Source organism: Rathayibacter sp. PhB186, from assembly GCF_003751825.1.
In the GTDB taxonomy this organism is placed as follows: domain Bacteria; phylum Actinomycetota; class Actinomycetes; order Actinomycetales; family Microbacteriaceae; genus Rathayibacter; species Rathayibacter festucae.
Genome location: NZ_RJKO01000001.1, coordinates 732,559 through 752,525 on the forward strand (window position 1 = coordinate 732,559; position 19,967 = coordinate 752,525).

Consider the following 19,967-nt stretch of genomic DNA (forward strand, 5'->3'; position numbering starts at 1 on the left):
GGAGCGCCGGCGATCAGCTGTGCGCCGGCACCCCCGCCTCGGCCCAGCCGGCCTCGCGGAGCGCCGCCCGCGCCTCCGCTCGCGCCGAGTACGGCGTCCGCACGCCCTCGATATCGCGGTAGTTCTGGTGCCCGGGTCCCGCCCAGAGGATCGAGTCGCCCTCGTGCGCCAGCGACACCGCGACGCGGATCGCCCGCTTGGGGTCGTCGACCTCGTGGATCTCGCCGTCGGGACGCGCCGCCCGAGCCGCCGCCAGCAGCGTGGCTCGGATCGACGCCGGATCCTCGAAGCGCGGGTGGTGGTCGGTGATCACCAGCACGTCGCTGCCCGAGACCGCCGCCTCGGCCATCGCGGGCCGCTTCAGCGCGTCGCGGTCGCCGTCGGCGCCGAAGACCATGATCACGCGGCCGGGGGTGACCTCGCGGACCGCCTCGAGCGTGCGAGCGAAGGCGTCGGCGCTGTGACCGAAGTCGACGTAGACGGTGGGGCCGCGCTCGCCCGAGACGCGCTCGGTGCGGCCGGGGAGCGAGACGTCGAGGCCGCCGTCGCGGTGCAGGGCGGCGCGGATCTCGCCGATCGGCCGGCCCGCCTCGATCAGCATCACGATCGCCAGGGCGGCGTTGGCCGCCATGTGCGAGCCGATGATCGGGACGGAGGTGGTGATCGCCCGGTTCTCCCGGTTCTCGACGCGGAAGTGGGTGCGGCCGAACTCCTGCTCGAGGATGCTCACCCGCCAGTCGGCGTCGACGTCGGGGAGCGAGGTGATCGTGGTGACGGGCACGCCCGCCTCCGCCACGACCCGCTGCCCGGCGGGCGAGTCGAGCGAGACGACCGCGCGGCGGGAGCGGTCGGGCTGGAACAGCTGCACCTTCTGGGCGAAGTAGGTGTCCATGTCGCCGTAGTCGTCGAGGTGGTCGTGGCTCAGGTTCGTGAACGCCGCGACGTCGAAGACGACGCCGTCGACGCGGTGCCGGGTGAGGGCCTGCGCGCTGACCTCGATCGCCGCGGCGCCGACGCCCTCCTCCTGCATCCGGGCGATGAGAGCGTGCAGCTCGGTGGCCTCGGGAGTGGTCAGCCCGCTCGTCACCGAGGTGTCGCCGATGTGGCGCTCGGCCGTGGAACTCAGGCCCGGCACGACGCCGAGCTGGCGGAGCATCCCCTCGAGCATGTGCACCGTCGAGGTCTTGCCGTTGGTGCCGGTGACGCCGAGGAGCAGGGGGGCGCGCTCGGTGGTCGCGTAGACGACGGCGGCGACGGCGCCGAGGCGGGCCCGCGGGTCGTCGACGACCAGCACGGGCAGACCGGTGGCGCGCGAGGCGGACTCGCCGGCCGGATCGGTGAGGACGCCGACGGCGCCGCGCTCGGCGGCCTCGGCGACGAAGTCGGAGCCGTGGCGGTGGACGCCGGCGAGGGCGACGAAGAGGTCGCCCGGCTCGACGTCCGAGGCGGTGAGCGTGATCCCGGTCACCTCGACGGGCGGGACGTCGCCGTCGGGCAGCTCGATCGCGCGGGCGAGGGCGGGGAGGGGGACTGCTCGGACGTGCAGGGGGCGCAGCATGGGGTCCTCTCGTCATCGGGACCGGTGGGCGGCTCATCCGAGGGGGCGGATGCGCGCGGTCGCCGAGGCTGTCACTCAAGCTAGGGGGTCTGCTTATGTGAATCCTTTGAGGATATTCGACACCCCCATGGAGGAGCAGTGCTGAACGGATACACCCCTCAGTGCTTGACAGGGCTCTCCGCGGGCGCGAACGGGGCCCCGCGTAGGCTCGGAGCATGACCTCGGACGAGAACCCGGCCCCCGACGGGCGCCCCGTACGGCGCCGAGCCCTGGTGATCGGGGGAGTCGCCGTGGCCGCCGGGATCGCCGCCGTGGGCGTGAACGCGGCCCTCGGTGCGGGGCGCGCGAGCGCTCCGACCGCGTCCGCGACTCCGAGTGCCACCCCGGGCGCGTCGGCCGGCGCCTCCGCCACGGCGAGCGCCGCTCCGGTCGAGACCCCGACCGAGACGCCCACGCCGACGCCGACCGCGACGCCGGGGATCGACCTCTCCGCCCACTCGAACGACGACCCGGCCAGCATCTGGGTGGTCGTCAACAAGCTCCGCACCCTGAACCCGGTCGACTACGTGCCGGCCGACCTCGTCTCCCCGGACGTCCGCTACGTCAACCGCCAGCCGATGCGCCAGGCGACCGCGGACGCGCTGGTGCCGATGTTCGCGGCGGCCTCGAGCGAGGCCGGCCTGACGCTCGCGGTGCAGAGCGCCTACCGCTCCTACGACACCCAGGTCAGCGTCTACGCCGGCTGGGTGTCCTCGCGCGGCCAGGCCGGAGCGGACGCGACCAGCGCGCGCCCGGGGCACAGCGAGCACCAGACCGGCTGGGCCGTCGACGTCGTCGGCTCCTCGGGGACCTGCGCGCTCGAGATCTGCTGGGGCGATACCCCCGAGGGCCAGTGGGTCGGCGCGAACGCGCACCGCTTCGGCTTCCTCGTCCGCTACAAGCCCGACACCACGCCGATCACCGGCTACGAGTCCGAGCCGTACCACCTCCGCTACATCGGCGTGGAGCTCGCGCAGCACCTGCACGACGCCGGCATCCCGACCCTCGAGCGCCTGTTCGGTCTGCCGGACGCCCCCGACTACGCGCCGGGCACGGTCTCCTAGCGCGCCCCCGGTCGGCTGATCGGCGGGCTCGAGATCACCTCCTCGCGCATCCCGGCGCGCCCTGTCGGGCATCCCGCGCCACGCCTTCCGTTCGAACGAGCACGTCCCTAACCTCTCCTTCAAAGCGAGGCAGGCTCGCTTTCGATCGAAGGAGATCTCATGACGTTCCCGCTGCACGCCTCCTCGAAGCGCTCGTCCGCGATCATGGTCTGCCTCAGGGGAAAGTAGGGCCGGAGCGTGTTCCGCCGACGTTCACCTGAGTGCTTATTGCGTGAGCTCCGCTCGATCGATGACGCCATTGCAGCGCATCCCTTCAGGTCCGAGCCGATCACGCGCGCCTTCGCCGTCATCGAGGACGGCGACGGGGACAAGGAGCTGATCAGCGCGCGACTCCGTGAGCAGGGCCTGCCGGAACTTCAGACGATCGGAGCTTCCACGCTGCGGTACTCGCTCAGCTGGTGGTGGCTGCACAACCGGCGGCGCGCGGCCGTGCGGAAGATCGAGCGGCATCGGGGTTGAACCCGCCCGTCGTCCGTCGGCGAGCCTGCCCTGCGCTCGAACGGACTGGGAGCTGTCGGCGCATCCGCTGGAGGGTGACAAGCCTGTTGAGACGCGGGCGGGAGGGGTTCCCGCCCGCGTGGCCGAGAGGCGGAAGGGAAGCGCGGTGCTCCGGAGACCGACGCGGGAGAAGCTGCAGCGCGACCTGGAGGTGATCGACGCCGCGATCGCCGGACATCCGTTCTCCTCCGACGTGCTCGTTCGCCTCCAATCGGTCTTCGCCGAGAGCGACGGCACTGGGAAGGACGGGCAACGGATCAACGCGCGCCTGGCGGAGGAGGGTCTGCCGACCATCCCGGGGATCTGGATCTTCTACGCCCGGAACTTCTCCAGCTGGGGGTGGCTGCACAACCGGCGGCGTGCGGCCGTTCGCAGGATCGAGCGGCGCGAGGGCTGAAGGCGTGTCCGTTCGGACATCCGGATGTGTCCGGAAATCGGTCCGCAAGGGCTTGCGGAGGCGGCCGTGATCAGAACCGGACGTGACAGACGGGCGTTGTTACCGTACCGTTACTCGGAGTGCTTTCGGAGGTCGCCCTTAGGGGACTCCGACTCCCGCGTGGTGACATGGCCGCTTCCCCCTGAAATCCCGCACGCCCCCGCCCCCGTGCGCACCGACCCGTGAGTTCCCCTGTGCCCCACAGTTCCACCCGTTCCACCGTGCCCGCTGCCGCCGAGGTCGCCCCCGCCGACGCTCAGCTCGCACCGCCGCTGACCCGCCGTGAGGCGCGCGAGCGCGAGGGCCGCGTCCGCGCGACTCCGGTCGCCGCTCCTGCCGCTGCCGCCGCCCCCGCCGTCGAGGCCCCGGACCCGGCCGTCCTCGCTCCCGCCGCGCTCGCGCCGGCCGCCGAGGGCATCCGCCCCTCCGCCGGAGCGCCGCTGCACCCCGCCAGCGGCGACGTCTTCCCCTCCCGCCGCGACCGTCGCGCCGCCGAGGGGCACCGCCAGCGCGTCGAGCCCGCTCGTCGCGGCTCCTCCTTCTTCCGCCCCTCGCGCCGGCACCTCGTGCTGGCGATGTCGGGCGGGCTCGTCCTCGTGGCCGCCGCCTCCGGCGTGAGCCTCACCGTCGGCGCCTCCGCCGACGCCGAGTCGGCGACCGCCTCCACCGCCGCTTCGACCGTGACGGCCGCTCCCGTCACCGTGCTGCCGGCCACCACGGCCGACGCCCGCGTGGTGCTCAGCAGCGTCTCGACCACCACCGGCACCGTCGCCGGCGGCACGAGCGTCACCATCGCCGGCTCGAACCTCGACTCCGTCGCCACGGTCCGCTTCGGCGACGCCGAGGGCAGCGTCACCGTCGACAACCCCGACCAGATCACCGTCACCGCTCCGCCCGCGGACGGCGAGACCGAGGGTGTCGTCCCCGTCGCCTTCTTCGACGCCGGGGGAGCGCCGATCACCTTCGACGCCGTCACGGACTCCGTCGCCGCCGCGACCGTGGACGGCACGCCGGTCGAGACGGTGCAGCCCGCCGTGGACACCACGACTCCGACCGAGGAGCCGCTGACCGCGACCACGGCCACTCCGGCGGCCACTCCGACGGCCGCCGACGCGACCGCCGCTCCGACCGCGACGCCGGCCGCCGCCGCCACCGAGGCGCAGCCCGCCGAGCTCGTCGCCCCCACCGCGACGGCCTCGCCCAGCCCGACCGCCACCGGCGTCCTCGCGACCACCAAGGTCGTCGCCTCCGCGATCACCTTCGCCTACACGCCCGACCCGGCGATCGAGGCCGCGAAGGCCGCCGCCGCGCTCGAGGCCAGCCGCCTCGCGTCGCAGCTCGACTACCTGCAGACCTACTGGTCCGACTACAACTCCGCGCAGTACGGCGTCATCGGCGGCAACGACTGCGTCAACTTCACCTCGCAGTCGCTGATCGCCCGCGGCTGGGAGATGGACGGCGAGTGGAGCTACTCGCGCACCGGCGGCTACAGCTCGGCCTGGGCCTCCTCGACCGCCTTCAACTCCTACCTGGCCGCGCACCCGGAGCGGGCGACGCCCCTCACGAACGCGCAGCGCTCGGAGGTCAAGCCCGGCGACGTCGTGCAGTTCGACTGGGACGGCTCGGGCGACTGGGACCACACCGGCGTCGTCACGAGCGTGAAGGGGAGCACGATCCTCTACTCCTCGCACACCGCCGACAACCTCGACCAGAGCATCGACTCGGCCTCGGCCGGACGCATCATGTTCTGGAGCGTCTGAGCCGGAACCCCGGGGCCGCGAGCCCAGGACTCCGCAGGGAGCCCGGACACAGCGGAAGAGGCCGCCGTCGCATCAGCGACAGGCGGCCTCTTCGTCGTTCGACGAGGGCGTCAGTTCTTGAAGACGTCCTTGACGTCCTCGCCGACCTTCTTGGTGTGCGCCTTGGTCTGGTCGGCCTTGCCCTCGGCCTCGAGCTTCTCGTTGTCGGTCAGCTTGCCGGCCGCTTCCTTGGCCTTGCCGAGCAGGTTCTCGGCCGCGTTGCGGATCTTGTCGTCAGCACCCATGAGGGGCTCCTTCCGTTCGATTCGGTTCGTCCTCCGGCGACGGCCGCCGGAGGAAGTGGTGGGCGAGCGCGGGCGCTCGCGGGTCAGGCGACCCGGTCCTCCTTGGAGAACCCGGCCCGGGCGCTCGAGGCGACCTCGAGCACGACGGGCAGTCGCGCGCCGAGCAGGCGATCGAGCTCCAGGACCTCCTGGTGCACGGCGTCCACGACCGTGCGGGGTGAGACCCCGCCGCGGGGCAGGACCCGGACCTTGAGCGCCGTCGACGAGCCGTGGCGGTACGCCGAGACCGTGACGTCGATCAGGTCGGTGCGGCCGGCCAGCGCGTTCTCGAGCACGTCCTCGGCGAAGCCGGTGGCGATCTCGACCTCTCCGGCGACCCCGCTGGACGAGCCCGCGTCGGTGAGGACGGTGCTCGTGCGGCCGTGGCCGTGCGCGGAGATCAGGACGATCGCGAGCACGATGCCCAGCAGGCAGATGCCGAGGATCGCGTAGAGCGGCCACAGCACGGCCGCGTCGCTCCAGGCGGTGCCGTCCTCCGGCGAGATGCGGGAGACGAGGGCCGCGCCCTGGCCGTCCGCGAAGTCCGCGACCGCGTCGCGGACCGGCTGCGAGACGGCGATCAGGACCAGGCCTGCGGTGACGGCGGCGAGGACCAGGCCGACCAGGAAGAGGATCAGGCGGTTCACGAACCGGTTGCTCGTGGTCATCAGATCCTCCCGGACTCGGAGATGCGGACGGTGGCGCGGGTGGCGGGCGTCGCCGCGATGCGGCTCAGCTCGTCGTCGACCGCGGACTGCACGGAGTCGCGGTCGACGGTGATCCCCGAGGAGGGGGTCACCTCGATCACGGCGGTGCGGCGGCCGATCGAGGCGCGGGTGTCCTCGCGACGCGACCGGGCGGCCGAGCGGGCCGAGCGGGCGAGGGAGGAGGCGATCACGCCGTCGTCGATCACGACGGCGAGCCGGTCGTCCGCCACGGTGTGGCGGGCGCGGGCCCCCGGGGCGAGGGCGAGCACCAGCAGGATCAGCGCCAGCACCGCAGTGCCGACGGCGATGCCGATGATCGCGCCGGAGGCGAGATCGGTCACGCCGACGATCGCGCCGAGGAGCGCGGACGGAGCGAGCAGCAGCGGAGCGGCACCGAAGATCGCGAGCACCGCCTCCGTTCCGACGTACGCGGCGATCAGGATGATCAGCACGAGCACGACGATCTGGGCGGCCGAGCGCGAGCTGTGGGTCTCGCGGCGCAGGTAGCGGCGGTAGCGCGCGTCCGGTGCCGCGTCGCGCGGTGTGGCTGCGGGGCTCATGCGACTCTCCTCGTGGCTCGGGTCGGGGTGCGGGTGCCGGTCACGCGGATGTCCACGCGGCTGACGGTGCGGCCGGTGAGCGCGCCCATCCGGGAGGCGATGGCCGCCCGGTCGCGGTGGAGGCGATCGAGCAGGCTCCCCTCGGCGGTGGAAGCGCCCTCGGTCAGGACCGGGGCGGAGACGGCGAGCGCGAGGCCGCCGCTGTCGTCCGACAGCCGGACGCGGATCGCGGAGACCTCGACGCCCAGCTCCTCGTGGACGACCGCCACGGCCATCCGCTCGAGGGAGCGGACGGAGATGGTGACGGTCCCCGGCTCCGACGGAGCGGTCCGCTCGCCGGGACGCTGGTCGAGTGCGGTCACGGCGACTCCTAGCGGGAGGTGGTGCGGCCGCGGAACACGTCCACGAGGCTGCGCACGTCGAGCGAGCCGTCCAGCATCCGCGCGATCAGGACGCCGAGCGCCATGAACACGGCGGTGAGGACGAAGCCCCAGAAGCCGAAGAGCAGGGAGGCGAAGGCGAGGATCGCGCCGACGACGAGGCCGAGCGTGGTGCTGCGGCCGGCCGGGGCGGGGGCGGGGGTGCGGGGTTCGCTCATCGGACGCGGCTCTCGGTCTCGGTGTCGCCCTTGTCCTCACCGGGGATGTGCACGTCGACGATGGCGACGTTGATCTCGGCGACGGACATGCCGACGAGCTCGGTGATGGCCTCGGAGACCGCGGCGCGGACCTGGTCGGCGACCGACTGCATCGGCACCGGGTACTCGACGACGAGGGTGACGTCGGCGGCGACCTGGGTCTCGCCGACCTCGACGCTGACGCCCTGGGCGTGGTCGTTGCCGCCGACGGCCGAGCGGATCGCGCCGAAGGCACGGGCGGCGTTGTTGCCGAGGGCGAAGACGCCGGGCACCTGGCGCGCGGCGATGCCGGCGACCTTGGCGATCACGGCGTCGTCGATGACGGTGCGGCCCTGGGCCGTGCCCGAGGCGGCGCTGTTGCCGAGGCTGGTGACGGTGTCGACCGACGCCTTGTCGACGCGGGGGGCGGTGGGGGTAACGGGGGTGGCGGGGGTGCGCGTGCTGTCGCTCATGGTGACTCCTGTGCGTGTCGTCGGCCGCTGGTGGTGCGCGGCCGGGGTCGGGGAGTCCGGCGGATTTCCCGTCGGGCTGTGCTTTCATGAGTGAGACGGAGCCCGACGGGGATTCGTCACGGTGCGATCCGGAGTTTTTCCTGATAGTCACCTGATGGTCGATGCCGGCTCGAGCCGGTGCCCGCTGGAGGAGTCCCATGCCCGGTCTGGAGACGGCGAGCGACGCGCTCCTCGCCGAGCGCTCCGCCGAGGGCGACGTCCGCGCGTTCGAGGTGCTGGTCAAGCGGCACCAGTCGATCCTCCGCGCCTACGCCTGGCGGCTGACCGGCTCGCAGGCGGACGCCTCCGACGCGGTGCAGAACGCGCTGATCACCGTCTGGGCCCAGCTCCCGCAGCTCCAGGAGCCGGCGAGCGTGCGGAGCTGGATGATGCGGATCGTCAGCCGCTCCAGCGTCGACCTGCTCCGCCAGCGCAAGCCGGTCGACGACGTCGACGCCGTCGAGCACCCGCCGGCGCGCGAGCCCGGGCCGTTCGAGTCGGTCGAGCAGAGCGACGCGATGCGCGCTCTCGCCCAGGCGCTGGCCGAGCTGCCCGAGACCCAGCGGCAGTGCTGGCTGCTCCGCGAGGTCGGCGGCGAGTCGTACAGTGAGATCGCCGAGCACCTCGGCATCACCGCCACCGCCGTCCGCGGCAAGCTCGCCCGAGCACGGGAGTCGCTGGTCGTGGCGATGGAGGACTGGCGATGAGGGCCCGCGGAGAAGGAGTCGGCGCGATGAAGGAGTCGGCGCGATGACCCCGGACGAGACGCCCGGCGGGACGCCCGGCCTGCCCGGCACCGGCGAGGACGCCGTGCTGCCGCTGCCCGTGCCGCTGGTCGCGGACGACGCCGACGCCGAGCCGGACGACGGCTCCGCCGACGCGATCGGCATCGACGAGCTCGGCGACTACCTGGACCGGGGCCGCCTGCCCTACGACCCCGCCATCGAGGAGTCGCCGGAGCACCGGCGCACGCTGCGCGCCCTCGAGCGCGTCCGCGCGCTCTCCGGTGCGCTGATCGACGACGACGCGGCGCACCTGCCCGCGCCCACCGAGAGCTGGTTCGGCTCGATCCTCACCCAGGTGCGGCGCGAGGCGCGGGCCGGACGCGACATCCCGCTCGCGAGCACCGACCCCGACGTCGAGCTGACGATCACCGAGGGCGCCGTCCGCGGCATCGTCCGCGAGGCGGGCGACAGCGTCTCCGGAGTCCTCGTCGGCCGCTGCCGGCTGCAGGGCGACGTCGCCGATCCGGGTGCCGACATCGCGGTCGAGGTGACGATCTCGGTGTTCTGGGGCGTGCCGATCGCCGACGCGGCCCAGCAGGTGCGCGAGCGCATCCACTCGCGGCTGCTCACCCAGACCGAGCTGCGCGTCTCGACGATCGACGTGCGCGTCGAGGACGTCTACGTGCCGGGAGGGGAGGAGTCGTGAGCGGGTCCGAGCCGATCCCCGTCCCTCCGGCCCTGCTGGTCCCCGCGGTCGCCCTCGGCGGATCCGCGCCGAGCGCGGCCGCCGTGCTCACCGCCGAGATCCGCGCCCTCGTGGGAGTGGCGATGCTCGTCCCGGCGCGCGGCCAGGTGCGCGACGTCCTCGCGCACGCGGCCGGCGCGCTGACGCCCGCCACCGTCGATCCGGCCGACGGCCCGCTCGGTGCGGTCTCCGGCGGCACCTTCGCCGAGCCGGTGCTCGTGCGCGTCCTCGGCGACGAGGTGTCGGTGTCCGCGGAGGTCTGCGTCGCCGCGGAGTCGTCGGCGCCCGACATCGCCCGCGCGGTCGGCTCCGCGGTGCGCGAGTGGTGCCGGCGCGAGCACCCCGGGCGCCGCGCGCGCATCGCGGTCAGGATCGCCTCCGTCGACTGACGCTGAAGCGCGTCGTCGCTGAGGGTGCCGCCGCTAGGCGCCGTGCTCGGCGAGGAAGGCCTCCGTCTCGGCGGCCGTCGGCGTCGAGACCGCCGCTCCCGCCCGGGTGACCGAGATCGCCGCGGCGGCGGTCGCCCAGCGGACGAGCTCGACCAGTGCGGCCGGGTCGTCGAGCCTCTCGCCGCCGCTCGCGAGCCGTGCCGCGAAGACGCCGCAGAAGGTGTCGCCCGCGCCGGTCGTGTCGACGACGGAGACGCGGAAGGCCGGTGCGCGCACCGGCTCCTGGTCGCGGACGGCGACCACGACGCCGTCCGCACCGAGGGTGACCAGCACCACCGGGACGAGCGCCGTGAGGGCGACGGCGAGGGCCGTGTCGTCCGCCGCCGCGATGCCGCGCTCCGCGCCGAGCTCGCGCGCCTCGTGCTCGTTGACGATCAGCACGTCCAGCTCGGCGAGCAGCTCCTCGGGCAGCGGGCCGATCGGCGCCGCGTTGAGGATCGTGGTGGTCCCCGCCGCGTGGCCGGCCCGCGCCGCCGCCAGCACGGTCGGGACCGGGATCTCGAGCTGCAGCAGGAGCGCCGAGGCGCTGGCGATCAGCGCCTCCTCCTGCGCGGTCAGGTCGGTGAAGGCGGCATTGGCCCCGGAGTCGACGACGATCGCGTTCTCGCCCGCGTCGTCCACCGTGATCTGCGCCGTGCCGGTGCGCTCGCCGCCGCGGCGCGCGTGCAGCTCGAGCGGCTCCTCCGCCAGCAGCCCCGCGAGCTCGTCGCCCGCGGCGTCGCGGCCGAGGCTCGTGACGAAGCTGCTGCCCGCGACCGTGCGGGCGGCGGCGACCGCCTGGTTGAGCCCCTTGCCGCCGGGGAAGGTGCGGGAGTCGAGGGCGAGGACGGTCTCGCCGGGCGCGGGGATGCGGGCGACCCGGTGGACGTGATCGAGATTGGCGCTTCCGAGGACGACGAGGCTCATGCTCCGACGGTAGGGCACGCGCAAGGGGCTGCTCGCATCCTCCGGCCGCACCTACGGTGGAGGAATGGAAACTCGAATCTTCGGCCGCACTGGTGCGCCCGTCTCCGTCGTCGGCCTCGGAACCTGGCAGCTCGGTGCCGACTGGGGTGACGTCGCGGAGAGCGACGCCCTCGCGATCCTCGACGCCGCGGCGGAGTCCGGCGTCACCCTCTTCGACACCGCCGACGTCTACGGCGACGGCCGCAGCGAGCGGACCATCGGCGCCTGGCGCGCCGCGCACCCCGACGCGGGCGTCTTCGTCGCGACGAAGATGGGCCGCCGCGTCGAGCAGGTCCCCGCGAACTACGTGCTGGACAACTTCCGCGCCTGGACCGACCGCTCGCGCTCGAACCTCGGCGTCGACACGCTCGATCTCGTGCAGCTGCACTGCCCGCCGACCTCCGTCTACTCCGACGACGCCGTCTTCGACGCACTGGACACCCTGGTCGACGAGGGCGCCATCGCGCACTACGGCGTCTCGGTCGAGCGCACGGAGGAGGCGCTCACCGCCATCGCGCGGCCGAACGTGGCGAGCGTCCAGATCATCCTGAACGCGTTCCGCCTCAAGCCGCTCGACGCGGTGCTGCCGGCGGCCCGCGAGGCCGGCGTCGGGATCCTGGCGCGCGTCCCGCTCGCGTCCGGCCTCCTCAGCGGCCGCTACACGACGGAGACGACCTTCGCACCCGACGACCACCGCACCTACAACCGCGACGGCTCCGCCTTCGACGTCGGCGAGACCTTCTCCGGCGTCGACTTCGCGACCGGCGTCGAGGCCGCTCAGGAGTTCTCCCTCCTGGCCGCCGACCACGGCCTCGCCCCCGCCGCCGCCGCGCTGGCCTGGATCATCCAGCAGGACGGCGTCACCGCCGTCATCCCCGGCGCCCGCTCCGTCGAGCAGGCGAAGGCGAACGCCACCGCCGCGGACGCCGCCCCCCTCGGCCCCGCCTTCATGGAGGCCGTCAACGCCCTCTACGACACCCACTTCCGCCCTACGGTCCACCCCCGCTGGTAGCCGTCACCCGCTGAGTCGCCCGAGAAGGCTCGTTCTCCACCCCGAGAACGAGCCTTCTCGGGCGAGTCAGTGGTGCCTGTGGACAACTCGACGCACGGGTCGCTCAGGGGCGCCAGCATGGCGCGGTGAGTGGCGACGGGCCGGAGGGCCTCTTCAGGGTGGCGGAGGGGAGCGCCGCGGGGCTGTCGCGGGCGCGGATGCGGTCGGCGGAGTTCTCGTCGCCGGCCTACGGAGTCAGATCGTCGGCTCCGGCCGTCACGCTCGCGGATCGCTGTGCGGCGGTGCAGCACCGGCTCGGCGACCACGTCTTCGTCTGCGGGCCGACCGCGGCGCTGCTGTGGGGCGCTCCGCTCGACCGGTGCTGGGAGCAGCGCGCCGTCCTGGACGTCGCCGTCGTCGCACCGGCCAGGGCGCCGCACGCGCGAGGGCTGGCGGGCCGCAGCCTCACGGTCGATCGCGACGTCGACATCGTCCTCGGCAAGCGAGGCGCGCTGACCACTCCGGCCCGCACCTGGTGCGACCTCGGTGCCGTCCTCGAGCTGGCGGACCTCGTCGCTGTCGGCGACGATCTCCTCCACCGGCGTCTCGTCGGCGAGGAGTCCCTGCGTGCCGCGCTCGCCCGGCACCCGGGTCGACGCGGGATCGCGCGCCTGCGTCGAGCCCTCGGGCTGCTCGACGGCCGCGCGGAGTCGCGGCCCGAGTCGCAGGTCCGCGTCGCGCTCGTGCTCGCAGGCATCTAGGGTCTCGAGGCGAACGTCGAGATCCGTGACGAATCGGGCGCCTTCCTCGGTCGGGTCGACCTGTGCATCGCCACGGCCCGCCTGATCATCGAGTACCACGGCGACTACCACCGCTCGGAGCCCGGCCAGTGGCGCAGGGACGTCGCCCGCGCCCGCCGCCTCCGCGCGGCCGGCTGGACCGTGATCGAGCTCACCGGCGACGACCTCGCCGACCTCGCCTCCGTCGTCGCCCAGGTGCGCGCGGCGCTGCAGCACTGACTCGCCCGAGAAGGCTCGTTCCCGGGGTGGGGAACGAGCCTTCTCGGGCGACTCAGCGGTAGCGAGCCGCGGGCGGCGCGCGGGCTAGGAGCCCAGGGCGGCGTCGACGATGGTGCGGGCCTCGGCCTGCACCTCGTGCAGGTGGTCGAGGCCGCGGAAGGACTCGGCGTAGATCTTGTAGACGTCCTCGGTGCCGGAGGGGCGCGCGGCGAACCACGCGTTCTCGGTGACGACCTTGACGCCGCCGACCGCCGCGTCGTTGCCGGGGGCCTTCGAGAGCTTGGCGACGATCTCCTCGCCGGCCAGGGTGGTCGCCGAGATAGCGTCGCCGTCGAGCTTGCCCAGCGCCGCCTTCTGAGCCTTCGTGGCCACCGCGTCGACGCGCTCGTAGACCGGGTCGCCGAAGCGCTCGGTCAGCTCGCGGTACAGCGCCGAGGGGCTCTTGCCCGTGACGGCGACGATCTCCGAGGCGAGCAGCGCCAGCAGGATGCCGTCCTTGTCGGTGGTCCAGACGGTCCCGTCGAAGCGGAGGAACGACGCACCCGCCGACTCCTCGCCGCCGAAGCCGACCGAGCCGTCGACCAGCCCGGGCACGAACCACTTGAAGCCGACCGGCACCTCCCAGAGGCGGCGGCCGAGCGACTCCGCGACCCGGTCGATGATCGAGGACGACACCAGCGTCTTGCCGATCGCCGCGTCCTCGCGCCAACCGGAGCGGTGGCGGTACAGGTAGTCGATCGCGACCGCCAGGTAGTGGTTGGGGTTCATCAGGCCGCCATCGGGCGTGACGATGCCGTGGCGGTCGGCGTCGGCGTCGTTGCCGGTGAGGATGTCGTAGTCGCCGGCCCGGGCGACGACCGAGGCCATCGCGCTGGGGGAGGACGGGTCCATCCGGATCTTCTCGTCCCAGTCGAGGGTCATGAAGCCCCAGGCCGGGTCGACCTCGCCGTTGACGACCGTCAGGTCGAGCTCGTACATCTCGGCGATCAGCTGCCAGTAGTGCACCGAGGCGCCGCCCAGCGGGTCGGCTCCGATCTTCACCCCGGCCTTCTTGATCGCGTCGATGTCGATGATGTTCTTCAGGTCAGCGACGTAGTGCGTGCGGTAGTCGTAGGTCTCGACGGCGCTCGGCTCGGCCGACTTCACGTCGCGGTTGCCGTCGGCGATCAGCTCGTTGGCGCGGTTCGCGATCCAGGAGGTGGCGTCGGAGTCGGCGGGGCCGCCGTGCGGCGGGTTGTACTTGAAGCCGCCGTCGCGGGGCGGGTTGTGCGAGGGGGTGACCACGATGCCGTCGGCCCGGTCGGTGTGCGACGGGTCGTTGTTGTAGCGGAGGATCGCGTGGCTGAGCGCCGGGGTCGGCACGTAGTCGTCGAACTCGTCGACGAGCACGCGCACCTCGTTGGCGACCAGCACCTCGAGCGCGGTCGTCAGCGCCGGGCGCGAGAGGCCGTGGGTGTCGGCGCCGATGAACAGCGGGCCGGTGATGCCCTCGTTCGTGCGGTACTCGACGATCGCCTGCGTCACCGCCGCGATGTGGTCCTCGTTGAAGGCGGTGTCGAACGACGAGCCGCGATGCCCGGAGGTGCCGAAGACCACCTTCTGCAAGGGGTCGGACACGTCCGGCTTCTTCTCGTAGTACGCCCTCACGAGGGCCTCGACGTCGATGAGATCGGAGGCCTCTGCCGGCTTCCCTGCGCGATCGGTCATGGGGTCCATAGTGGCAGTCGCGCCGGGGCCGCGATACCGGCTGGACAGGCGCTGGCTAGGCTGTCCGCCATGCCCGACCGCGCCTCCGACGGTGTCCCCGACACCGCCCCCGCCCCCCGCACCTACAGCTATCTCGGGCCCTCCGGCACGTTCACGGAGGCGGCGCTCGCGCAGGTGCCCGAGGCGCGCGGGCACGTCTGGCGGAGCGTCGGGAACGTCGGCGAGGCGCTCGACGACCTGGTCTCGGGCCGCAGCGACGGCGCGGTGATCGCGATCGAGAACTCGGTCGAGGGCGGGGTGACGGCCGCGCAGGACGCGCTGGCCAGGATCCCGGGCGTGCGGATCGTCGGCGAGTACCTCGTGCCGGTGTCCTTCATCCTGGTCGGCCGCCCGGGCGCGCGGCTCGAGGACGTGCGGATCGTCGCCGCGCACCCGGTCGCCTACGGGCAGTGCCGCGAGTGGCTCGACCGCACGATCCCGAGCCACGAGCACCTGCCGGCGTCGAGCAACGTGCAGGCCACGATCGACCTGCTCGCGGGCTCGCCCGCCCAGGCCGCGATCGCACCGCCGGGCATCGTCCGCCACCACGACGTCGAGGTGCTCGCGGAGCGGATCGGCGACAACCCGAACGCGGTCACCCGCTTCGTGCACGTCTCGCGCTCGCGGGTGCTGCCCGAGCCGACGGGCGCCGACAAGACCAGCCTGATCGTCGAGCTGCCCTCCGACGCCCCCGGCGCGCTGCTCGACATGCTGGAGCAGTTCGCGACCCGTGGAGTGAACCTGAGCATGATCCAGTCGCGGCCCATCGGCGACGCCCTCGGCCGCTACCGCTTCGTGATCGACCTCGACGGCCACGCGCACGACGAGCGGGTCGCCGACGCCCTGCTGGGCCTTCGCCGCTTCAGTCCGCGGGTGATCTTCCTGGGCTCGTATCCCCGTGCGGATCGCCGTCCGGTCTCGTACGTGCGACGCTACGACGACGAGGTGTTCATCGAGGCGCGTGACTGGCTTCGCGGGATCCTCGGCAGCGAACCGGAGGTCGACGATGACTGAACGAGGCGGAGCCGAGCGCGAGCGCGTCGATCCGCGGTACGACGCCGCCTTTCAGCGGGGTTTCGCCGGGGGAGTGGACCGGGTGCGCGGCGACGAGCGCGCGTTCGCCCGGCCGGTGACGGCACCGGAGGGGATCGCGCGTCGGCGGCCGCCCGCGCTCGCCGACATCGCGACCACGGCCGACAGCCGGCGCTCGCGGCGGGCGGCCGAGAGCGGCACTCCGATCAGCGCACCCGCCCGGCTGCCCTCGGACGCGGCACTGGACCGGGAGCCGTTCGCCGATCCCGCGCCCGAGGAGACGTCCGTCCGCCGCGTCGAGGTCGCCGTGGAGCCGTCGGCGCCGCTCTGGCGGAACCCCTGGCTGCTCGCCCTGCTGCTCGCGGGGCTGGCCGGCAGCGTGCTCGGCGTCGCGCTGCTCTACAGCGGCTACTCCTCGCCGCCCGCGTCGTACTACGGCGACTCCGACACCCCGTCACCGGAGTGGATCCAGCGCCAGATCACCTACTACGCCTCGATCCCGCTGCTGGGCAGCCTGCCGTTCGCGCTGCTGCTCGCGATGGGCGTCGCGGCCCTGCGCTGGCGGTCCAGGCCCGCGAAGCAGGCGCCCTCCGACGACGTCGAGACCGAGTCCGAGGCGACGAGCATCTGACGCCACCCCCTCCGGCGGAGGGGGATCCACGTGGAAGAGACACCCGCACACATGCTGGTCGAGTAGCCCCGCAGGGGCGTATCGAGACCCACGACCGCCAGCACTTCCCGCGGAGGGTGGATCTCGATACGCCCGCTGCGCGGGCTACTCGATCAGCGCGAGCACGCCGGCTCCGGCAAGCTGCTCAGACCCCCGACGCGCCGAACAGCAGCCCGAGCAGGTAGGTGACGAGCGCCGCGCCGTAGCCGATGCCGAGCTGGCGCAGGGCGCGCGCGAGGGGCGGCGCGCCGGAGAGCAGGCCGACGATCGCGCCGGTGGCGAGCAGCGCCAGGCCGACCAGGACCGACGCGAGGATCACCGCGGCCAACCCGGACATCCCGAGCAGGTACGGCAGCACTGGGATGATCGCGCCCGAGGCGAAGAAGCAGAAGCTCGACAGCGCCGCGCCCATGCCCGTGCCGATCGACTCGTACTCGTCGACCGACGGGTCGGCCTTCACTCCGCCGATGGTGATCGGCGAGGTCGGCGCCGCGCCACCGCGCAGTCCCGCGAAGACCCGGGCCGCGCGGGCGTCCGCGTCCTCCTGCGAGAGCCCGCGGGCGCGGTAGACGAGCGACAGCTCGTTGGCGTCGACGTCGAGGTCGGGGACGACGTGGTTGGTGTCGAGGTCGGGGGAGGAGGCGGAGAGCAGCTCGCGCTGCGAGCGCACCGAGACGAACTCGCCGGCGCCCATCGAGAGCGCGCCCGCGAGCAGCCCGGCGATGCCGGTGAACAGGACGACCCCGGTGCCGACTCCGCTCGCACCGACGCCGAGGACGAGCGCCAGGTTCGAGACCAGGCCGTCGTTGGCGCCGAACACCGCGGCGCGGAAGGTGCCCGAGAGCCGGTTGCGACCGCGCTCGGCGAGCCCGCGGACCACCTCGCCGTGGATCCGCTCGTCGGCGGCCATCGCCTCCGTCGCATCGTCGTCGTCGGCGTAGGGCGAGCGGGCCTCGGCGCGCTGGATCAGCGCGAGGACGAAGACCGAGCCGAACTGCCGGGTCAGGAAGCCGAGCAGCCGCGTGCGCAGATCGGGTCGGGGCTGCGGCTCTGCGGCTGCCCCCAGCAGCTCGCGCCAGTGCTCCTCGTGCCGGCCCTCGGCGGCGGCCAGGGCGAGCAGGATCTCGCGTTCCTCGCCGGAGCGGCGCTCGGCGAGATCGCGGTAGCTCGCGGCCTCGGCCAGCTCGTCGGCGAGGTAGCGCCGCCAGCGGCGGATCTGCACCGGTGTGGGGGAGGAAGGGGTGTCTCGGGCGGTGGTCGCCATGGGATCTCCTGGGCTTCGGCACCCCGGCCGACCCGCGCGAGAGGACCGGCCAGGACACGTGTCGACTGGCCGAAGGTCTCGTTCGCCCGATTCCGCGAGGATCCGGGTGGCGCGCCGGGTCCGGGACTCTCCGGACCAGCATGTCGACGCGCCTCGTCGTCCGCTCGGCGGACGGTGGGAACTACTCCCCTTCGCAGGGACCACCGTAGCCGAGAAGGCAGCGCGGCGCCCCTCCGATCGCAGGGCGGCGCCCGCGGGTACAGTCGAGCCGCGGCGGAGCCTCCCGGCCCCGCCCCCGCGCCGCACCGGCGCCCTCGAAGGGGAGGCCGCCCATGACCGCCGACAGCGCACCGACCCGCCGGCTCGTCGCCGAGCTGGAGGAGCGCGCCCGCGAGGTGCTGCCCTGGTTCGTCGCCGACTACTACGGCGCCGTCGCGGGCGGCCGCTCGGAGCGCGACGCCGACCTCGCGGCCTGGGACGCGATCCGCTTCCGGCCGGCGGCGCTGCGCGGCGAGCTCGACGGCGACACCACGACCTCGGTCCTCGGCACCGAGGTGCAAGGCCCCGTGCTGATCGCGCCGATGGCGCAGCAGAACGCGGCGGATCCGCGCGGCGAGATCGCGATGGCGGAGGCGGCGGCGCGCGCCGGCACCCTGCTCGGCGTCTCGACGAACACGGCGCTGCCCTTCGAGCGGATCGCTGCGGCGGGCGCGCCGTGGTGGTTCCAGGTGTACCTGCTCGCGGACCGCGACGTGACCCACGCGTTGATCGAGCGGGCCGCTGAGCACGGCGCCCGCGCTCTGATGCTCACGGTCGAGATGCCGGTGCTGCGCGGCGAGCGCCCCGGCATCGAGCCGCTGACCTGGCCGGAGATCCCCGGCAAGGCGAGGCTCGGCAACCTGACCGAGCAGGAGCGCGCCCTGGTCCTCGGCCGTCCCGTGCCGAACCCGGGACTCGACGACATCGGCCGGCTCCGCTCGGTCAGCGGTCTGCCGGTCCTGGTGAAGGGCGTGCTGCGCGGCGAGGACGCCCGTCGCGCGGTCGACGCGGGCGCCTCCGGGGTCGTCGTCTCGACGCACGGCGGCCGGCGGATGGACGGCTCGATCACCGCGGTCGGGGCGCTCGCCGAGGTGGTCGACGCGGTCGGCGCCGACGCCGAGGTCTACATCGACAGCGGGGTGCGCACGGGCCGGCACGTGCTCGCGGCGCTCGCGCTCGGGGCCCGCGCGGTCTTCGTCGGGCGGCCGCTGATGTGGGCGCTCGCCGTGGGCGGCGCCGACGAGGTCGCCGGGCTGCTCGGACTCCTCGACCGCGAGTTCCGGGTCATGCTGCAGCAGTCGGGGGCGGCGTCGATCCGCGATCTCGGCGGGCTCGTCGCCCGGTCCTGACGGGGGTCCCCGGTCAGGCCGCGATACTGCTGCGGGCCCGGCGGCGCTGCTGCCGCTCGTGCTCGGCCTCGAGCAGCGCGCGGGTGCGCTCGGTGGCGAGCAGCTCGACGAGGGTGTCGGTCTCCTCCTCGATCCGCTCGCGCAGGTCGAGCGGCTCGGCGGTCAGCAGTCGCTTGGCGGCGGCGGCCACCAGCGGCGGGCGGGCCGCGAGCGCCCGGACGCGCTCGTCGACGCGGGCCGCGAGCTCGGCGCGGGGGACGACCTCGGTGACGAGCTGCCACTCGAGCGCCTCGGCGGCCCGGACGGAGCGGCCGGAGAGCACGAAGTCCAGGGCGCGGCGGCGCCCGATCGTCGCGGGCAGGGTCGCCGTGACGCCGCAGTCCGGCACGAGCCCGACGTCGCCGTAGGCGCTGACGAAGGTGGCGGCGGGCGTCGCGACGACGATGTCGGCGGCGAGCGCGAAGGCGATCCCGGCTCCCGCGGTGATGCCGTCGATCGCGCAGACGACGACGGCGCTGCTCTCGCCGAGCAGGCGGAAGGCCTCGCCCGCGGTCGTTGCGAGGTCGCGGAGGTACTGGTCGGGCCGGTCGGCGCCCAGGATCGCCGAGACGTCGCCGCCGGTGCAGAACGCGCGACCCGCGGACTCGACGACGAGGACGGTGCAGCCCGCGTCGGCGTTCAGCGTGATCAGGGCGCGCACCAGCTGCAGGGCCGTGTCGAGGTCGAGCGCGTTGAGAGAGTCCGGCCGGTCGAGGATCAGGCGGGCGACGGGGCCGGAGCGCTCGACGCGCACGGTCGGGGGTCGGGGAGTCATGGCGGGGCCTCTCGGGGTGAGGTCGGGGAGCTGTGGTCGGAGCGCT

Annotated in this window: 24 protein-coding genes; 13 read left to right on the forward strand and 11 right to left on the reverse strand. The window is 73.7% G+C overall.

The window, feature by feature from the left end:
- Positions 1–13: 13 nt before the first annotated feature.
- A complete protein-coding gene (locus EDF45_RS03395) occupies positions 14–1,558 on the reverse strand; it encodes a Mur ligase family protein (RefSeq protein ID WP_123734977.1) in 1,545 nt (514 codons plus the stop codon).
- A 215-nt stretch (positions 1,559–1,773) separates the two neighbouring features.
- Between EDF45_RS03395 and EDF45_RS03400 the strand changes: the two genes are divergently transcribed.
- The 4 genes from EDF45_RS03400 to EDF45_RS03415 all read left to right on the forward strand — a co-directional run bounded on the left by EDF45_RS03400 (position 1,774) and on the right by EDF45_RS03415 (position 5,415).
- Positions 1,774–2,661 (forward strand): M15 family metallopeptidase, encoded by an 888-nt coding sequence (locus EDF45_RS03400; RefSeq protein WP_165908962.1) that lies wholly within the window; start codon positions 1,774–1,776, stop codon positions 2,659–2,661.
- 237 nt (positions 2,662–2,898) lie between these two features.
- Positions 2,899–3,180, forward strand: a complete 282-nt coding sequence (locus tag EDF45_RS03405) for a hypothetical protein (RefSeq protein ID WP_243580969.1) — start codon at positions 2,899–2,901, stop codon at positions 3,178–3,180.
- Positions 3,181–3,325: 145 nt separating this feature from the next.
- Positions 3,326–3,616, forward strand: a complete 291-nt coding sequence (locus tag EDF45_RS03410) for a hypothetical protein (protein ID WP_123734980.1) — start codon at positions 3,326–3,328, stop codon at positions 3,614–3,616.
- A 233-nt stretch (positions 3,617–3,849) separates the two neighbouring features.
- On the forward strand, positions 3,850–5,415 hold the full coding sequence (locus EDF45_RS03415) for an amidase domain-containing protein (protein WP_132434694.1): 1,566 nt from the start codon (positions 3,850–3,852) through the stop codon (positions 5,413–5,415).
- Between the two features lie 110 nt (positions 5,416–5,525).
- Here EDF45_RS03415 and EDF45_RS03420 read toward each other — a convergent pair whose 3' ends face one another.
- The 6 genes from EDF45_RS03420 to EDF45_RS03445 all read right to left on the reverse strand — a co-directional run bounded on the left by EDF45_RS03420 (position 5,526) and on the right by EDF45_RS03445 (position 8,094).
- On the reverse strand, positions 5,526–5,699 hold the full coding sequence (locus tag EDF45_RS03420; protein WP_123702005.1) for a CsbD family protein: 174 nt from the start codon (positions 5,697–5,699) through the stop codon (positions 5,526–5,528).
- A gap of 83 nt (positions 5,700–5,782) precedes the next feature.
- Positions 5,783–6,406 (reverse strand): hypothetical protein, encoded by a 624-nt coding sequence (locus EDF45_RS03425; RefSeq protein WP_123734982.1) that lies wholly within the window; start codon positions 6,404–6,406, stop codon positions 5,783–5,785.
- Complete coding sequence (locus EDF45_RS03430; RefSeq protein ID WP_123734983.1) at positions 6,406–7,005, reverse strand: hypothetical protein; 600 nt, start codon at positions 7,003–7,005, stop codon at positions 6,406–6,408. The genes EDF45_RS03425 and EDF45_RS03430 overlap by 1 nt, the downstream gene beginning before the upstream one ends.
- Positions 7,002–7,367, reverse strand: coding sequence for a hypothetical protein (locus EDF45_RS03435; RefSeq protein ID WP_123734984.1), 366 nt, complete (start codon positions 7,365–7,367; stop codon positions 7,002–7,004). The genes EDF45_RS03430 and EDF45_RS03435 overlap by 4 nt, the downstream gene beginning before the upstream one ends.
- A gap of 8 nt (positions 7,368–7,375) precedes the next feature.
- Complete coding sequence (locus tag EDF45_RS03440) at positions 7,376–7,603, reverse strand: DUF2273 domain-containing protein (protein WP_123734985.1); 228 nt, start codon at positions 7,601–7,603, stop codon at positions 7,376–7,378.
- Positions 7,600–8,094 (reverse strand): Asp23/Gls24 family envelope stress response protein, encoded by a 495-nt coding sequence (locus EDF45_RS03445; RefSeq protein WP_123734986.1) that lies wholly within the window; start codon positions 8,092–8,094, stop codon positions 7,600–7,602. The genes EDF45_RS03440 and EDF45_RS03445 overlap by 4 nt, the downstream gene beginning before the upstream one ends.
- Before the next feature lie 197 nt (positions 8,095–8,291).
- Here EDF45_RS03445 and EDF45_RS03450 point away from each other — a divergent pair, with 197 nt between their 5' ends.
- From EDF45_RS03450 to EDF45_RS03460, 3 genes are read left to right on the forward strand one after another with little or no spacing between them, the layout of a single operon-like run.
- Complete coding sequence (locus EDF45_RS03450) at positions 8,292–8,840, forward strand: RNA polymerase sigma factor (protein WP_123444992.1); 549 nt, start codon at positions 8,292–8,294, stop codon at positions 8,838–8,840.
- Positions 8,841–8,883: 43 nt separating this feature from the next.
- Complete coding sequence (locus tag EDF45_RS03455) at positions 8,884–9,564, forward strand: Asp23/Gls24 family envelope stress response protein (protein ID WP_123734987.1); 681 nt, start codon at positions 8,884–8,886, stop codon at positions 9,562–9,564.
- Positions 9,561–9,992, forward strand: coding sequence for a hypothetical protein (locus EDF45_RS03460; RefSeq protein WP_123734988.1), 432 nt, complete (start codon positions 9,561–9,563; stop codon positions 9,990–9,992). The genes EDF45_RS03455 and EDF45_RS03460 overlap by 4 nt, the downstream gene beginning before the upstream one ends.
- 33 nt (positions 9,993–10,025) lie before the next feature.
- Here the strand turns inward: EDF45_RS03460 and EDF45_RS03465 are convergent, their stop codons facing one another.
- Positions 10,026–10,958: a ribokinase gene (locus tag EDF45_RS03465; protein WP_123734989.1), complete on the reverse strand. Its 933-nt coding sequence runs from the start codon at positions 10,956–10,958 to the stop codon at positions 10,026–10,028.
- 64 nt (positions 10,959–11,022) lie between these two features.
- On the opposite strand from EDF45_RS03465, the gene EDF45_RS03470 reads away from it, so the two are divergent.
- The 3 genes from EDF45_RS03470 to EDF45_RS21940 all read left to right on the forward strand — a co-directional run bounded on the left by EDF45_RS03470 (position 11,023) and on the right by EDF45_RS21940 (position 13,007).
- Positions 11,023–12,009: an aldo/keto reductase gene (locus EDF45_RS03470; protein WP_123734990.1), complete on the forward strand. Its 987-nt coding sequence runs from the start codon at positions 11,023–11,025 to the stop codon at positions 12,007–12,009.
- Positions 12,010–12,134: 125 nt separating this feature from the next.
- Positions 12,135–12,749, forward strand: a complete 615-nt coding sequence (locus EDF45_RS03475; protein WP_148060210.1) for a hypothetical protein — start codon at positions 12,135–12,137, stop codon at positions 12,747–12,749.
- Positions 12,750–12,815: 66 nt separating this feature from the next.
- Complete coding sequence (locus EDF45_RS21940; protein ID WP_397460037.1) at positions 12,816–13,007, forward strand: DUF559 domain-containing protein; 192 nt, start codon at positions 12,816–12,818, stop codon at positions 13,005–13,007.
- A gap of 84 nt (positions 13,008–13,091) precedes the next feature.
- Here the strand turns inward: EDF45_RS21940 and pgm are convergent, their stop codons facing one another.
- Positions 13,092–14,714 (reverse strand): phosphoglucomutase (alpha-D-glucose-1,6-bisphosphate-dependent), encoded by a 1,623-nt coding sequence (gene pgm, locus EDF45_RS03485; RefSeq protein ID WP_123734992.1) that lies wholly within the window; start codon positions 14,712–14,714, stop codon positions 13,092–13,094.
- A gap of 69 nt (positions 14,715–14,783) precedes the next feature.
- On the opposite strand from pgm, the gene pheA reads away from it, so the two are divergent.
- Both pheA and EDF45_RS03495 read left to right on the forward strand, forming a co-directional pair.
- Positions 14,784–15,767: a prephenate dehydratase gene (gene pheA / locus EDF45_RS03490; RefSeq protein WP_123734993.1), complete on the forward strand. Its 984-nt coding sequence runs from the start codon at positions 14,784–14,786 to the stop codon at positions 15,765–15,767.
- The gene (locus tag EDF45_RS03495; RefSeq protein WP_148060211.1) at positions 15,760–16,416 is read left to right on the forward strand and encodes a hypothetical protein; all 657 of its coding nucleotides are present in this window, start codon (positions 15,760–15,762) and stop codon (positions 16,414–16,416) included. The genes pheA and EDF45_RS03495 overlap by 8 nt, the downstream gene beginning before the upstream one ends.
- A 184-nt stretch (positions 16,417–16,600) precedes the next feature.
- On the opposite strand, the gene EDF45_RS03500 is transcribed toward EDF45_RS03495, so the two are convergent.
- Positions 16,601–17,719 (reverse strand): VIT1/CCC1 transporter family protein, encoded by a 1,119-nt coding sequence (locus tag EDF45_RS03500; protein ID WP_123734995.1) that lies wholly within the window; start codon positions 17,717–17,719, stop codon positions 16,601–16,603.
- A 332-nt stretch (positions 17,720–18,051) separates the two neighbouring features.
- Between EDF45_RS03500 and EDF45_RS03505 the strand changes: the two genes are divergently transcribed.
- Positions 18,052–19,107 carry an alpha-hydroxy-acid oxidizing protein gene (locus tag EDF45_RS03505; protein WP_123734996.1) on the forward strand — a complete coding sequence of 352 codons (1,056 nt, stop codon included), beginning with the start codon at positions 18,052–18,054 and terminating at the stop codon, positions 19,105–19,107.
- Between the two features lie 13 nt (positions 19,108–19,120).
- Here the strand turns inward: EDF45_RS03505 and EDF45_RS03510 are convergent, their stop codons facing one another.
- Entirely contained in the window at positions 19,121–19,921 is an 801-nt protein-coding gene (locus EDF45_RS03510) for an enoyl-CoA hydratase/isomerase family protein (RefSeq protein ID WP_123734997.1), read from the reverse strand.
- Positions 19,922–19,967: the final 46 nt, after the last annotated feature.